This is a genomic window from Agrobacterium salinitolerans (genome assembly GCF_002008225.1).
GTDB lineage: Bacteria > Pseudomonadota > Alphaproteobacteria > Rhizobiales > Rhizobiaceae > Agrobacterium > Agrobacterium salinitolerans.
On the sequence record NZ_MRDH01000006.1, the window covers coordinates 148042 to 162999 of the forward strand.

18 protein-coding genes are annotated in these 14958 nt (G+C 57.4%); 10 read left to right on the top strand and 8 right to left on the bottom strand.

Annotated elements, in window-relative coordinates; translation table 11 throughout:
* Positions 1–8: 8 nt before the first annotated feature.
* Complete coding sequence (locus BS627_RS04790; RefSeq protein ID WP_077982131.1) at positions 9–629, bottom strand: hypothetical protein; 621 nt, start codon at positions 627–629, stop codon at positions 9–11.
* Between the two features lie 105 nt (positions 630–734).
* Here BS627_RS04790 and BS627_RS04795 point away from each other — a divergent pair, with 105 nt between their 5' ends.
* Entirely contained in the window at positions 735–1211 is a 477-nt protein-coding gene (locus tag BS627_RS04795; RefSeq protein WP_131829408.1) for a hypothetical protein, read from the top strand.
* A 165-nt stretch (positions 1212–1376) separates the two neighbouring features.
* Positions 1377–1556, top strand: coding sequence for a hypothetical protein (locus BS627_RS04800; RefSeq protein WP_077982133.1), 180 nt, complete (start codon positions 1377–1379; stop codon positions 1554–1556).
* A 14-nt stretch (positions 1557–1570) separates the two neighbouring features.
* Here BS627_RS04800 and BS627_RS04805 read toward each other — a convergent pair whose 3' ends face one another.
* The 6 genes from BS627_RS04805 to BS627_RS04830 all read right to left on the bottom strand — a co-directional run bounded on the left by BS627_RS04805 (position 1571) and on the right by BS627_RS04830 (position 3502).
* Positions 1571–1783: a hypothetical protein gene (locus BS627_RS04805; RefSeq protein WP_245307013.1), complete on the bottom strand. Its 213-nt coding sequence runs from the start codon at positions 1781–1783 to the stop codon at positions 1571–1573.
* Entirely contained in the window at positions 1780–2292 is a 513-nt protein-coding gene (locus BS627_RS04810) for a DUF3102 domain-containing protein (RefSeq protein WP_077982134.1), read from the bottom strand. Before BS627_RS04810 ends, BS627_RS04805 begins: the two co-directional genes overlap by 4 nt.
* On the bottom strand, positions 2289–2450 hold the full coding sequence (locus tag BS627_RS24465; RefSeq protein WP_165691131.1) for a hypothetical protein: 162 nt from the start codon (positions 2448–2450) through the stop codon (positions 2289–2291). The genes BS627_RS04810 and BS627_RS24465 overlap by 4 nt, the downstream gene beginning before the upstream one ends.
* A 295-nt stretch (positions 2451–2745) precedes the next feature.
* Entirely contained in the window at positions 2746–3135 is a 390-nt protein-coding gene (locus BS627_RS04820; protein WP_077982136.1) for a DUF1376 domain-containing protein, read from the bottom strand.
* Complete coding sequence (locus tag BS627_RS04825; protein ID WP_077982137.1) at positions 3132–3320, bottom strand: hypothetical protein; 189 nt, start codon at positions 3318–3320, stop codon at positions 3132–3134. Before BS627_RS04825 ends, BS627_RS04820 begins: the two co-directional genes overlap by 4 nt.
* Positions 3317–3502, bottom strand: coding sequence for a hypothetical protein (locus BS627_RS04830; protein WP_077982139.1), 186 nt, complete (start codon positions 3500–3502; stop codon positions 3317–3319). The genes BS627_RS04825 and BS627_RS04830 overlap by 4 nt, the downstream gene beginning before the upstream one ends.
* A gap of 107 nt (positions 3503–3609) precedes the next feature.
* Here BS627_RS04830 and BS627_RS04835 point away from each other — a divergent pair, with 107 nt between their 5' ends.
* From BS627_RS04835 to exoR, 8 genes are all read left to right on the top strand, one after another.
* Complete coding sequence (locus BS627_RS04835) at positions 3610–4332, top strand: Arc family DNA-binding protein (protein ID WP_077982140.1); 723 nt, start codon at positions 3610–3612, stop codon at positions 4330–4332.
* 3 nt (positions 4333–4335) lie between these two features.
* Positions 4336–5508, top strand: coding sequence for a tyrosine-type recombinase/integrase (locus tag BS627_RS04840; RefSeq protein ID WP_077982142.1), 1173 nt, complete (start codon positions 4336–4338; stop codon positions 5506–5508).
* Between the two features lie 34 nt (positions 5509–5542).
* A complete protein-coding gene (locus tag BS627_RS24340) occupies positions 5543–5773 on the top strand; it encodes a hypothetical protein (RefSeq protein WP_131829409.1) in 231 nt (76 codons plus the stop codon).
* A 70-nt stretch (positions 5774–5843) separates the two neighbouring features.
* On the top strand, positions 5844–6515 hold the full coding sequence (locus BS627_RS04845; RefSeq protein ID WP_077982143.1) for a protein-L-isoaspartate O-methyltransferase family protein: 672 nt from the start codon (positions 5844–5846) through the stop codon (positions 6513–6515).
* A 389-nt stretch (positions 6516–6904) separates the two neighbouring features.
* On the top strand, positions 6905–7909 hold the full coding sequence (gene popZ, locus BS627_RS04850) for a cell division protein PopZ (protein WP_077982144.1): 1005 nt from the start codon (positions 6905–6907) through the stop codon (positions 7907–7909).
* Positions 7910–8127: 218 nt separating this feature from the next.
* Positions 8128–10971, top strand: a complete 2844-nt coding sequence (locus BS627_RS04855) for a valine--tRNA ligase (protein WP_077982145.1) — start codon at positions 8128–8130, stop codon at positions 10969–10971.
* A 459-nt stretch (positions 10972–11430) separates the two neighbouring features.
* Positions 11431–12720: an outer membrane protein transport protein gene (locus BS627_RS04860; protein ID WP_077982146.1), complete on the top strand. Its 1290-nt coding sequence runs from the start codon at positions 11431–11433 to the stop codon at positions 12718–12720.
* Between the two features lie 562 nt (positions 12721–13282).
* A complete protein-coding gene (gene exoR / locus BS627_RS04870; protein WP_077982148.1) occupies positions 13283–14077 on the top strand; it encodes an exopolysaccharide production regulator ExoR in 795 nt (264 codons plus the stop codon).
* A gap of 74 nt (positions 14078–14151) precedes the next feature.
* Here exoR and xth read toward each other — a convergent pair whose 3' ends face one another.
* Positions 14152–14949, bottom strand: a complete 798-nt coding sequence (gene xth, locus BS627_RS04875) for an exodeoxyribonuclease III (RefSeq protein WP_077982149.1) — start codon at positions 14947–14949, stop codon at positions 14152–14154.
* Positions 14950–14958: the final 9 nt, after the last annotated feature.

Below are 14958 nucleotides of genomic sequence, written 5' to 3' on the forward strand. Positions count from 1 at the left end.
GTTCCTCGTCAGTAAGCGGCCGGCGGCCACATGAAGCCGTGCACCGAATTTTCGTTCTTGCGGAATTTCGGAAGACGCACGCCGTCGATCAGGTTCGGAAGCTGGGAATCGTGCTGGACGCCGAATTCAAAACTGGCATCGCGTGCAATCTTCTGGGCGGAGTAGAGCCACGTGTCGGCGCTCTGGCCAGCATTGGCGCGCTGCAGGCGGTCGCTGTTCTTTGCGAGCCGGTCAAGCAACTGAACGATTGCGGAGGCGTGCTTCTCGTAAGCCGCCAGATCCTTCACAAGCTGGTCGCGCTCTGCTTTGGCCGCGTCATACTCGGCGGCGCGGGCAGCGGCTGCCTCGTTGCTCTTTGCGGTCTGGAGAAGCTCACTCAACTGATCGGCGGCGGCGTCCATGCGCTTGCTTCGGAAATTGGCGTCTTCCATTTCCTTGCGGGCTGCCTCGACTTCGGCGGGGCGCAAGCGGGGATTGAGCGCGCGTTGCTCTGCGGCCTCGCTGGTGGCCTTGGCATCGGCGCTGGTCTGCTGGACTTCCTGAAGTAGCGCGGCAATGGTCTGGGAGGTCTGTTCGCCTGCGAAAGCATCGGCAATGCGATCATCCAGGCTGGTGGCTTCCTTGCTCATTCGGTTCTCCTTTGTTGAGAACCATAAGATCACGCTGAGAGGCTTGGCAGAATTCGAATAATTTGGAAGTCTATGCTAGTTTCTGAGTCTTTTGCGGGGGCGAAAATGGATTTATTTCAGAATTTTATAGTTTATTGGCCGTTCTCATTGGCGGGAATTTTGATATTTTTTTATGCGATGATTTTGGTGCATAGGAAAATTGATATCGGTGTTGGCCATTCTATTCTTGTGGTGGCAGGTTTTTTGATAGCGCTCGTTCCATTTGTAACAGTCAAAGTTGGGACTGATGGATCCATCGAGCTGCAGCGCCTTAAGGTTCTTAATGAGGCAACTCAAAGTACGGTCGAAGGGGTCGGCGAACTTCAAAAAAGACTTGAGAACTTAGCGTCAGTAACAGAGAAGCGCCTAGATGCCTTGGAAAACCCGAAACCTACTGGCACTTTCACTCATACTGGCGTGACGTCGTTACCTACAATCGTCAATCCGCCGAACATCCAGATTCCCGCATTGGACGACCCACAAGCGATATTGAACACTCTTCAGAGAGATGACTGGCGAAATAACCGACTGCCGATCCATTGATCATCTGGAAGGTCGGCGCCTGATTTCTTCGAGTAGCGCGACAGCGCGCGATAAATAAACTGCGACCAACGGGTGTGTTCGTTGACCTTGGCGAAGGCGTTCAAGTGTTTCGACTTCCCCGTCTAACTTCATTAGTAGGGCGGGCAGCGATATTTGGAGCGGAGAATGTCTTTCCGCCTGCCGTCCTATACCGTCTTTGCGGGCCCAAATGCGTATCGTCTTGTCGCTGACTTGGCCGAAGTACATTGCTGTTTCGATTCTGATGATTTCAGACGGCATCATAGGCACTGGCAGCTTCCGGCCGCCGGCGATGCCACGCTGGATATCGTCGTGATCGAGGAGTGAGGGCGCGGGGTTGATCAAAAGGCATCCCCGATGATGTTCTCGTGGGCCCAGGCCACATAGCGATCGAGGACGGGGCCGGCATCTTCACCAGTGCACTTGCGATAAGCTTCGCGCGTCGGCCGGTCCTGTATCGCCCATAGAAGCGCGTCAGCATCGACAGGGAGCGGATATCCTTCCTCTGGATTGATATCGGGAATACCGTTTATCGTGACTGGTTCGGCTGTCATGCTGCGCCCTCCAGTTCCTTTGCCAGCCTGGCGCTCTCGACTATTGCTCGTGATCGAATATCGACGGCAAGGTCATGCAGTTCGGCGGTCCGCTTGATGATGAAGCGAAGGCCTGCTACCTGAGCAGTATCGACGGCTGCCGCCAACACGTCGAGTTCGTGGCAAACCGCCTCAGCCTCGGCTTTAAGGGCCAGCGCTTCCCCGAGGTCGTCTCGTGCTTCAAGCACCCGCAAAGCTTCGTTGACTGTCAAATCCGACACGCGTTTCGTTTTTGCCATGATCTCCGGCCAGCGCTTTGCAACTCGCATGTAGCGCTGAGCGGTTCGCGATCCGCCTTTGAAGTTTTCCTTTAGCCAGGATTCCCATTCACCATGCGGCACAAGGGCTTTCGCATCAAGCAACGCTGAGCCGGCTTCCCTCGCGGATTGTGCGGCCGACCGAAGCGCCACGGCTGCCGCCTCATGGGCATCATTCGCCATCTGAGCGAGAACAGGGAGATGATTGCTCATGCCACGCTCCTTTTGAGGGGGATCGGATCGCCGCCGCCTTTCGGCCGAGGGATGTTGTAGATCGTCTCCATTGCGGCCTTTCGGATAAGCGCAGGCATCGCGTCGATAACATTCGATGGCTTGCTGTCTGCCCACTGAAAGAGATCAAGCTGCTTCATCTTGTCCTCGCTTGCTTTTGCACAACGTCCCACTCCTCAATATCGAACGGAAACAGGTCCCCATCCATCAGCGTATTAAGACGACGCTGGAATTCATGCGCAGGGCAACCTCGCTGCTGCAAAAATGACCGACCATCTTCAATTGAAGACGGCACTGGGAAAGCACGACTGTCCCTCTGCTTAACCATTCCTTCCTTTTCATAAGCCCCCATTGATGGTGGTGCCTGTGGCGCTGCCGGTGGCGGTGTTTTTGATTGTAATGGTGATGGTGGTGGTAATGGTGATGGTGTTTCGTTTAGCTTTCATCAGCTTTACCGTTAGCTTTACCTGTAGGTTTTGTTTCGGTTTCGTTTAGGTTTTCAGGCTGCTTGCGTGGGCGCCCGCCTTTCTTGCCGTTTTCGACTTTCGTCTGCCGAAGTGCCTCAGACTGGAGACGCAATTCTGCAGTCTTGGAATGCCGCCAAACCCAATCAAACAAGGGTGCTAGCGCGTCACGAATGCCAGCCCATTGTTCTCGATCCGCCATGCAGATGCGGCGCAACCGCTCATCATCGGTCGGGAGTTCGCCGTGTTGCCATTGATGGAGACGGAGACGCATATGGCAACCGTATTCTTCTGGGCTTAAAGCAGAGGTTTCTGCCAGTTCGTCGCCTATGTAGATTTGCATCCATGGAAGGTGGCTCATGCGTTTGCTTGCCTCCACATCCGGTACTTGTTGGACAGCGCCGCCGCCTCACACGCCTCCAGCGCCGAGAGGCCGAAGCGATCGCGCAGGTTAGGAATAATCGGTGTCGGTGCTGGGTTTTGCTCGGCAAGCCATTGTGCGGCCTGGATAACTGTTTCGCTGTGTTGATGATCGGCGCCTGTCATGCTGCCTCCACCAAAAAGTCAATTAGCTTCTGAAGGCTAGCAACCCATCGACCGCCGACTTTCTTTGCGGGGATCTCGCCCTTCTCAAGAAGGCTGAAGGTGACCCTTGGGGTGCGCCCGATTACTTTAGAAATTTCTTCTCCACCCCATACGAGGTCAACAACGGCATTTTTCTCGGCCATGGTCTTCTTTCATCTCCGGTGAATTTACGTGATGGCTAGTAGCCACTAGTTAACTATGGCTAGTAGCCGCTATTGCGTCAAGCAGAGATTCGTGGCTAGTAGCCACTATGAGCAAAAAGCCAGTGATCCAGCCCCAAGACAAATACGTGTTACGAATGCCTGATGGTCTGCGCGATAGAATAAAAGCGTACGCCGAAAGACACGGGCGAAGCATGAATGCAGAGATTATCCGAGTTTTGGAGCGAGAGTTTCCGGAGCAGTGGCCAGTCGATGACCGCTTAATAGAACTTGCAAAAATGCTGAATGTCTTGAGTGCGGGCCGTGGTGATCCTCGGCTTGACGGCTTTATCGATCGGTTCAAGGAGACCGTGGACGGAATTGTCTCCGGACGAGTGACGGGCGTAGATGCGGAAACAAGGGAGTCTGTCAGAGAACTGTGGGCTGCATACAAGGCCGAAGCTGACGAAGCAGCGCACGAAGCCTTCAAAGACTCTCAGATGGATTACAGTGACGATGAGTTGGAAGCTCACGAGCTCACAGGGAACTATGAAAAGTACGCCGTCCCGCCACCCAAACGGCCGCATCCTGTAGGGGACAGCTTCTATTTGATGGATATCATTCCGCGTGGTCCTCTGTCGGAAATAGCCGAGCGATTGAGTTCCGGCGACACCGAAGGTGCGGCGGATATCATGCGAAAGATACCAAAGCGCCAAATAGAGGAGCGTTTGAAATTTCACGCATTGTCAAAGTTCGAACAGGATGAACTTCGCAGTAACCCGGATGCGGGGGCTCCAGAAGAAAATTACGACCCGTTTAAACTCTCGGAGTGAGGCATGAGTGTACGCAAGCGCGAATGGACAACTCCAAAAGGCGATGCGAAGAGCGCTTGGGTAGTCGACTACTTCGACACTGCCGGGAAGCGCCGGCTGAAAACATTCAAGCTAAAAAAGGAAGCCGACCGGTTCGCCGCGACGGCCTCTGTGGAGGTCAGGGAAGGCGTTCACGTCGCTGACAGTGCAAGTGTGACTGTCGAGAAGGCTGGCGCGCTGTGGATCGCCTCGGGCGAAAGCGCGGGGCTTGAGCGCTCATCGATGGATCAGCGCAAAAGCCACCTGAAGCACCACATCAATCCATTGATTGGCCAGACGCTGTTGTCGCGCCTCAATGTTCCGGCCGTCAGGGACTTCGAAGACACGATGAGGCAGAACGGCCGATCGCCAGCAATGGTGAAGAAGGTTCTGACCTCGCTCGGCTCGATCCTGTCTGATGCGAATGAGCGTGGCCTGGCAACGCGAAATCCAATCCGGGACATCCGATCCAGCCGTAAGGGCCGTGACAGGCGGCAGGAGAAGCGCCAGAAGGGCAAGCTTGTCGTGGGCGTGGACATACCCACCAGAAGCGAGATTAAGGCGCTCGTGGCCGCTCTGGACGGCAACTGGAGGCCGTTGCTTGTGACGGCAATCTTCACGGGTATGCGTTCCTCAGAATTGAGGGGCCTGCGGTGGCAGGACGTTAATTTCAAAAAGGCAGAGATCCACGTCAATCAGCGCGCCGACCAGTTTAAGGAAATCGGCCCGACAAAGTCAGAGGCCGGCGTAAGAACGATCCCTGTGCCCCCTGTCGTCATCGCAGCGCTGAAGGAACATAAGCTCCGCCAGCCGCCGGGCTTCGAACTAGTCTTTGCCAATCCAGACGGTGAACCTCGGTCACATGCGAACATCGTCAACAAAGGCCTGAAACCAGCGATGATTCGAGCTGGTGTGACTGTGGGTGAGGGGGATGCCATCGAGGCGAAATATACTGGCCTCCACGCGCTGCGCCACTTCTACGCCTCTTGGCTTATCAACCGAAAGGAAGATGGCGGCTTAGGTCTCCCGGTCAAAATGGTGCAGGAGCGCATGGGGCATTCCTCGATCGTGATGACAATGGACACCTACGGGCACCTATTTCCGCGGCTGGATGATGGGACAGAACTAGCACAAGCCGCGAACATTTTGCTCGATTGATTGCAACATAATTGCGACAAACGGGGAAATTGCGATGGTAAATCAATGGCGGGTGAAAGCCTGCAAATCCTTGTACCCCGGTTCAATTCCGGGCGAGGCCTCCAAAAAATTCCACGAACACAATGTTTTCGGTATTTGTGCCCCGCTTCGCGGTAATTTGCTGTTCCGGAAAACTCCACTGTTTCGCTTTTTCCCGCACATCCTGCTCAGCGCGCTTGAAAGCGTGCGCTTGGGCAATTATGAGATTATCCAAAGGCGAGGGTGAGCCCCTGCCATTTTGAGCTTTTGGAGCCGAGGCTTCCCGACCGGCATCCTTGAAATTGAGGCGAGACGATATGATGGATTTCGAAACCGCACGCGCCAATATGGTCGACAGCCAGTTGCGTACGACCGACGTGACGTCGCATTCCGTGCTGAAGGCGTTTTTGAGTGTGCCGCGCGAGGCATTCGTGCCGGCGGGCGTGCGGCAGATTGCCTATGTGGACGAGGACCTGCAGATCTGTCCCGCCCGCGATGGCCGTCCGGCCCGTTATGTCATGAAGACCTCGCCGCTGGCAAAGCTGCTGCAGCTTTCGGCCGTGTCGAAGGAGGACGTGGTGCTGGAAGTCGGCGGCGGCGCAGGTTATGCGGCTGCCATCCTTTCGCAGCTTGCCGGTTCGGTGGTTTCGCTTGAAAGCGATGAGGCGCTGGCCGCACAGGCGACCGAGACGCTCGCCTCGCTCGGATATGACAATGTCGCCGTCGTGACAGGCGATCTCGAAAAGGGCTATGCGGGCGAAGCGCCCTATGACCTCATTTTCATCAACGGCTCGGTGGAAGAAGTGCCGGCGGCACTGATCGACCAGCTGCGCGACGGCGGACGTCTGGTCGTGGTCGTCGGATATGGTGGCGCCGCAAAGGCCACCGTCTATCGCCGCGATGGCAACAGCACATCGGCAGCCGCTTTCTTCAATGCTTCGATCAAGCCGCTGCCGGGTTTTGCCAAGGCGGCCGAATTCGTTTTCTGATCGGCAAAGGATCATCTTCTCTTTTGACGCCGGGGTGACGTTTCCGCCCCGGCGTTTTTATGTTCGGTTTGCCGGCGGGCGCTTCCTTCCGGGCCGCTCTCACAAAGCTGTGCATCATCACGAAACTTGTCGAATCAGTGATTTAGTTCCTCGCTATGCTGACCTAAACTAAGGGTGATTCGGGGTGTGCGTATTTCTGCCCCGCATGATCCTGCGACAGGGACGGCGAAATGCTCAAGCGCTTGGCCGGCCATGTTTCAGAGCATCGGTGTGACGATCGATTTCGGTTGTCGAAAACGCGATGTGCAAATTGAACAGGTCAAGGAGCGCTCATCCGGTGTCCGAGGGATGCGGCAAGGGCGCTCGAAGAGTGGAAACCGGGGATTGATATGGCTCAGCCAAGCGTAGCGCGTGAACCGTCCATGGAAGAGATTTTGGCGTCTATCCGCCGGATCATCGAAAGCAACGAGACCGGACCTGCCGGTGCGTTTTCCGGGCAGTTGCCGCCGGTCTATGACGATGAAGACGAGGCTGCGAGCGAAGCGGCCTTCGTGGCGGAGCCCATCAGCCCGCCGGCGCGTGTTCCCCCCGCTGCAAACCAGGCTTTCGGCTCACGGCCTGCGCAGGAGTTTTCGCCGGTTTCCGAAAAGCCAATGGCTGAAGGGCAGGAAAGCGCCGCCGAAAAGACCATGTCCCTTGCCGATGTTGCCGCCCGTGTGCGTGCCGCTGCAGACCGTAACGCGGCCATGGGGCCGCAGGCTTTCGCCGCGCAGGCCCGCAGTGGCGCGTCCGAGACCGCGCCGCCGGCTGCTGCGCCGGCTCTATCGCAGCCTTTGTCCGCGACGTCTTCGGAACGCGCTGCACCGCAGCGCCCGACGGATGTTCGGCCGCTGATGGCTGCGGCCGCCGCGAGCGTCGGCGAGCAGCCGGCATCCAGCGTGAGCGAGCAGCCGGTATCTTTTGCCGCCGAGGATCGCGCCGCCGCTGCCGCCATCGAGAGCGCGCCTTCGGCCGAAAACCGCTTCGATCAGCTGTCGCTGCGCGGTGCCATCGAAACGCCGCTGACAGCGGATCGTTTCGATATGGCGGTGCTGGAACCTGCTGTTGAAAAACATGCATTCGATCTGGCCAAGCCACAGGCAGAAGACGTGGCGGTTGGTGAGGGCGGCGTGTCGCTCAATCTCCTTTCCGCCGCTGCCGGCGCGCAGATCGCCCGTTCCTTCAGCGAGCTTGCGCAGGTTTTCGACGGCGTCGAGCGGCGCTCGATCGAGGACATGGCGGCTGAAATGCTGCGCCCGATGCTGCAGGACTGGCTGGAAGACAATCTTCCGACGCTCGTGGAGCGTCTGGTGCGTGAGGAAATCGAGCGCGTGGCGCGCGGTTCGCGCCGCTAAGTTCTCCTCCGGCCGCACGAGCGATTGCGGCGGATGCTACGAAACAGGGGCCGCTCCGGCATAGGGGCGGCTTTTTTGTTGAAGATGAAGGTGTTATGGGGGCATAGTCACCCGTGGGTCCGCTCAATGGTTGGCTCGCGGGCGGGTTTCTGTTGACTCTCTCCCGTCCATCCTTATTTAAAAAATCCACACAAGAACTCTAAAATTCAGGTCAGGAAATGCTCGAAAAGACCTACGATTCCGCTTCCGTCGAACCGAAAATCGCCAAAGCCTGGGACGAGGCTAACGCTTTTCGTGCCGGCGCCAACGCCAAACCGGGTGCGGAAACCTTCACCATCGTCATTCCGCCGCCGAATGTGACCGGCTCCCTGCATATGGGCCACGCGCTCAACAACACGCTGCAGGATATATTGGTCCGCTTCGAGCGCATGCGCGGCAAGGACGTGCTGTGGCAGCCGGGCATGGACCATGCCGGCATCGCCACGCAGATGGTCGTCGAGCGCAAGCTGATGGAACAGCAGCTTCCGGGCCGCCGCGATATGGGCCGTGAGGCTTTCGTCGAAAAGGTTTGGGAATGGAAGGCCGAATCCGGTGGCCTCATCTTCAACCAGCTGAAACGTCTCGGCGCCTCCTGCGACTGGTCGCGGGAACGCTTTACCATGGATGAAGGCCTCTCCGAAGCGGTTCTCGAAGTTTTCGTCACGCTCTACAAGCAGGGCCTGATCTACAAGGACAAGCGCCTCGTCAACTGGGATCCGAAGCTGCTGACGGCGATTTCCGACATGGAAGTCGAGCAGATCGAGATGAAGGGCAATCTCTGGCACCTGCGTTACCCGCTGGAAAAGGGCGTTACCTATCAGTATCCGGTTGCCTTCGACGAAGAGGGCAAGCCCACCGAGTTCGAAACCCGCGATTACATCGTCGTCGCAACGACGCGTCCGGAAACGATGCTCGGCGATACCGGCATTGCGGTGAACCCGGAAGACGAGCGTTACAGGGGCATCGTCGGCAAGCATGTCATCCTGCCGATCGTCGGACGCAAGATCCCGATCGTCGCCGATGACTATGCCGATCCGACGGCCGGCACGGGCGCGGTCAAGATCACGCCTGCGCATGATTTCAACGATTTCGAAGTCGGCAAGCGTTGCGGCCTGCGCGCCATCAACGTCATGAATATCGACGGCACGATCACCATCAAGGAGAATGAGGATTTCCTTGAAGGCCTCAGCCATCCGGCTGCGCTGCATGGCGCATGGGACCGTCTGGAAGGGCAGGACCGTTTTACCGCCCGCAGGATCATCGTCGAAATCTTCGAGGAAGCCGGCCTGCTCGACAAGATCGAGCCGCACAAGCACGTCGTGCCGCATGGCGATCGTGGCGGTGTGCCGATCGAGCCGCGCCTGACCGACCAATGGTGGGTGGACAACAAGACGCTTGCCCAGCCGGCGATTGCCTCGGTGCGCGAAGGCCGCACCAATTTCGTGCCGAAGAACTGGGAAAACACCTACTTCCAGTGGATGGAGAACATCCAGCCCTGGTGCATCTCGCGGCAATTGTGGTGGGGACACCAGATTCCGGCATGGTATGGCCCGGACGGGCAGGTCTTCGTTGAGAAAACCGAGGAAGAGGCGCTTCAGGCGGCCATCCAGCATTATATTGCCCATGAAGGTCCATGGAAGGCCTGGGTGGAAGAGAAGCTCGAAAACTTCAAGCCGGGTGAAATCCTAACGCGCGACGAAGACGTGCTCGACACCTGGTTCTCGTCGGCGCTCTGGCCGTTCTCGACCCTTGGCTGGCCCGAGCAGACGCCGGAACTGGCGCGTTATTATCCGACCAACGTGCTGGTGACCGGTTTTGACATCATCCCCTTCTGGGTTGTCCGCATGATGCAGATGGGCCTGCATTTCATGAAGGACGATGCCGGCAACCCGGTCGAGCCCTTCAGCACGGTCTATATCCATGCGCTGGTTCGCGACAAGAACGGCCAGAAGATGTCGAAGTCCAAGGGCAACGTCATCGATCCGCTGGAACTGATCGATGAATATGGTGCGGATGCGCTGCGTTTCACGCTGGCCATCATGGCGGCGCAGGGCCGCGACGTGAAGCTCGATCCGGCGCGTATCGCCGGTTATCGCAACTTCGGCACCAAGCTGTGGAATGCGACCCGTTTTGCCGAGATGAACGGCGTGAAGCGCGATCCGCATTTCCTCGCCGAGACCGCGTCGCTGACGATCAATCGCTGGATCTTGACCGAGCTTGCCAATACGGCGCGCGACGTGACGGCGGCGCTTGAGAACTTCCGTTTCAACGACGCCTCCGGAATTCTCTACCGTTTCGTCTGGAACCAGTTCTGCGACTGGTATCTGGAACTGCTGAAGCCTGTCTTCAGCGGCGAAGACGAAGAAGCGAAGAGGGAATCGCAGGCCTGCGCGGCCTATGTTCTGGACGAGATCTACAAGCTGCTGCATCCCTTCATGCCCTTCATGACCGAAGAACTGTGGGCACATACGGCCGGCGAGGGCGAGGAGCGCGACGATCTGCTCTGCCTCACCGACTGGCCGGAGCCGGAATTCCGCGACGATGCGGCAGCCGCCGAAATCAACTGGCTGATCGATCTCGTCTCCGGCATTCGCTCCGCGCGCGCGGAGATGAACGTGCCGCCGGGCGCTACCGCCTCGCTGGTGGTCGTCGGTGCCAATACCTCCACGGAAGCGCGACTGGACCGCCATGCCGCGGCCATCCGGCGCCTGGCGCGGGCGGATGAAATCCGCGCTGCCGATGTCGCGCCGAAGGGTTCGGCCCAGATCATCGTCGGTGAGGCCACGGTCTGCCTGCCGCTCGGCAACCTCGTCGATCTCGCGGCTGAACAGGCCCGGCTCGAAAAGGCGATCGGCAAGGTGGATGCGGAAATGGAACGCATCGACAAGAAGCTGTCGAACGAGAAGTTCGTGGCCAATGCCGATCCGGAAGTCGTGGCCGCCGAGCGCGAGCGCAAGGCGGAGCTGGAAGTGCAGCTTGCAAGCTTGAGAACAGCGCTTACACGGGTCAGCGAAGCCGGATAATAGCTGCCTCCGTCATTTACGAATACAAAACGCCTCCTCGAAAAGGGGGCGTTTTTTGTTTTTGCGGAACAATTCGCCCCGGTTGATTGCTGCGCCGCAACGACGAATCACGCGGGTTCGAAAGAGCGATTATTTCAGGCCATGCCCGCCCGAAAACCTTTGGAACAGCCAAAAAATCCAACAAAAACGGCCTGATAAGTGCGTTTCTTCGGGAAACTCGCAAGTGTGGTTATTTGGCGACAATTCCTGTCTCAAGTGGGAATTTGTTTCATTTTATGTCTGATTGCTCCAATTGGATTAGAAAAATAACCTAAAATGACTATTTAAGGGCATACGCATAAAATTCTTACGTAAAAAATGGAGAAGTGTCGCGGAACTGTGCCAGTGTGCGGCAGATTGTCATTTGCCGCGAAGCGCTTCACTCTTTTGACGATCACATTGCCTTGATTGGGGAGAGAGATGGCAAAAACTGCAATTTTTCGCGGCGCGGTATGTTTCGCAGTCAGCATCGCGGCGGTAACGCCTTCACTGGCCGGCGGCCTTGAGCGTGGCGGTTACAATATCGACCTGCTGTTCGATCCGTCCGATTATGTTCTCGACAGTTCCGCAACCTTCGTCGCGCCGCAGCGCAAGGTGGAGAATGCGCGCGACAACCCGGCAAAGAGCGGTCCCTTACCTGCTTCTTGGTCAAGCACCGCAGACGACTCTGAAAACTTCTGGTCGACCCGCGTCGGTGCCAAGGCGGCAATCGGCGATTTCGGCGACTGCATGTTCGATTATTCGCAGCCCTGGGGCGCACATCTCAATCCCGGCATCTGGCAGGGATCGAGCTACAATATCGAGACCAAGGTCAAGTCGCACAATTACGCTACCACCTGCCGGGTGAAGTTCGATCTTGGCAAAGGCGACTTCTCGATCATCGGCGGCGGTTTCTACCAGGAGATCAGCGGTTATAAATACCGTCAGGTTCTCGGGCCGGCCGTTCTGGGCCTCAATCCGGCCTGGTCCAGCTTCAGCGGCGTTGGCAAACTTGAGATGGAAGGTGATGGCTGGGGCTGGCGCGCCGGCATGGCCTATGAGATTCCAGAGATCGCCTTCCGTGCGAGCCTTGTTTATAACAGCGCCGTCGATCACGACTTGACCGGCTTCGCCGATGTCAGGGCGATTCCGCAGACGCCGCCGTCCATTTCTCCGACGCTTGCGAAATACGGCGGCAAGCTCGTGCCGATCTATGGCTCTGTTTCCATGCCAGACAGTATCGAACTCAAGGTGCAATCCGGCATTGCGCCGGACTGGCTTGCTTTCGGTTCGGTGAAATGGACCGACTGGAGCCAGATTCAGGTCATTCCTTTCTGCGCTGTCGGCACGTCACCTTGCGTTCCCGCTGGACAAGACACGTTGAACACGCTCGACCTGTTTTACCGCGATGGCTGGACGATTTCCGGTGGCGTTGGCCACAAGTTCAATGAGCAGTGGAGTGGCGCTGTGAGCCTGACCTGGGATCGCGGTACATCGACTGTCATCGGCACCCAGACCGACACCTGGACGCTGGGCACGCAGATTGTCTACTCCCCGAACAAGAATATCGAGTTCAAGATTGCCGGTGCTCTCGGCCTCCTGACCTCCGGCAGCTCTTCCATTAATGGCGGACCGTGCGGTGCCGGGTTCACTTGCGGCAACGAGGTGGGCTACGACTTCGGCAACGACCTCGTGGCAGCAATCTCCACGGGCGTGAAGGTCAAATTCTGACAGCATCCTTCCGCAGATGCTAAAATAAAGGTCCGGTTTACCAGCCGGGCCTTTTTCGTGCGCGACTATGATTCCTGCTCGATAAAATTTTCTAGGCCGAAAGTTTTGTGACGATTTGGCAACACTTTTCTGCAAGCGTGTGGTCGCGTTGGAATGTGAGCATATCTGTCCATTTCCCGCCACAAACAGGGTGCTTGGCTTATGTTTAGGGACGCGGGAATGGAAGAACATGCAGGCGTTTGATGTGGTGATGCGCAAGGCCGGAAAGTGAAAACGGGTTTGGATTCAGGGTTTAAGCAAGTAATACGGGAATTACATCCGGCATTCTTGTTCAGGTCTGACCGGTGGACGGTTAAATGCCGTTATATTGCCGGAAATTATGCCTATATCTGTCTCACTGGAAAATTAGGGCAGTTGCTGCAAAAGACCACCGGTGGTGCGCTGGAAAGTGCTGCCGGAAAGACGCAGTGTGTTCGAAAAATCGCGACCCGGCGGAGTTCGGCTTTGCAGTATTCCGCAAGTATTGGCTATATGCCGGGAAGAGTGAGAGAAGTTCGCTGAAATGCTGAAATGTGAAGCCAACGTTTTAAAGCCGCTCCTCATGGGCATGTTGCTTGCGTCGCTCGCAATGCCTGCTGCGGCTTTTGACATCAATGCGGGCGTGACCAAGGAATCCGGCCCCTTCGACCTGTTCAAGTTCGGCTTCAAGGCCTACAAGAACGGCAACAAGGGCGAAGCCGTCGAGGCCTATCGCTATGCGGCTGAAAAAGGCCATACCGGCTCTCGCTGGGCGCTTGCCAATATGTATGCCTATGGCGACGGCGTTGCCAAGAACGACTTCGAAGCTTTCAAGATCTACAGCGAAATCGCCAGCCAGGGCGTTGAGCCCGGTTCGGAAGATACCGGCTTTTTTGTCAATGCGCTGCTTTCCCTTGCCGATTATTACCGTCACGGCATTCCCGGCAGCCCGGTGAAGATGGACCTGTCGCAGGCCCGCCAGCTTTATTTCCAGGTTGCCTCCACCTTTGGCGTCGCGGAGGCGCAGTTCCGTCTGGCGGAGATGATTCTCGCCGGCGAGGGCGGTCGCGCCGACGTGCAGCAGGCCAAGAAGTGGCTCAATCAGGCCCGCAAACACGGCCATGCCGGCGCGATGTCGATCTTCGGCAACCTGATCTTCCAGGAAGGTCAAACGACGCGGGGGCTGGCCTTCATGACCGCTGCGCTCGACAAATGCGCGGCGGCGGACTGTACCTGGATACAGAACCTGCAGGAGCAGGCTTTTTCGCTCGCCGGTGAGAAGGATCGCCGCGCGGCAATCGCACTCGCACAGAACATGCAGTTTAGCGATCCGGATTGAGAGTTGGCCGGATTGAGAGATGGCCCGGATTGAGAATGGCGATCAGGGTGGTTTCTTCCGCCTGAAGGGGCCGGTCAGCCGACTGGATTGAAAGCGAAATAACCGCAGACCGGCACATGGTCGGACGGTTTTTCCCAGGCCCGCACATGTTTTTCGATGCTGACGGATTCCAGCCTGTCCGCGGCTTCGGCTGACAGCATCAGATGATCGATGCGGATGCCGTTGTTTTTTGGCCATGCGCCAGCCTGATAATCCCAGAAGGAATAAAGTCCTGCTTCATCCGTCGTCGCCCGCGCGGCATCGGTGAAACCGAGATTCTCCAGCTTGCGGAAGGCTGCGCGTGTTTTCGGCAGGAACAGGGCGTCGCCTTCCCAGACACGAGGGTCGTGGCAATCGAAGGGTTCGGGAATGACATTATAGTCGCCGGCCAGGATCAGCGGCTCTTCCATTGCAAGGCGATCTTCGGCAAAGCGCTGCAGGCGCTCCATCCAGGCAAGCTTGTAGGGATATTTCACCGGATCGTCTGGCGGATTGCCGTTCGGCAGGTAAAGCGAGCAGACGCGGATCGCGCCGCCTTCCACGGAAAACACGCCTTCGATGAAACGGGCCTGTTCATCGGCATCATCGCCCGGCAGGCCACGGTTGACCTCGTCCGGCTTCACCTTCGAGAGCAGCGCGACGCCGTTAAAACCCTTCTGTCCGTGAGTCTCGACGTGATAACCGAGCGCCTCAATCTCCAGCCGGGGAAAACCCTCGTCAATCGACTTGATTTCCTGAAGGCAGACGATGTCAGGCGATGAATCCTTCAGCCACTGGCAGAGGTTTTCGATACGCGCCTTGACGCCATTGATGTTCCAGGTGGCAATCTTCATCGGAGTTTC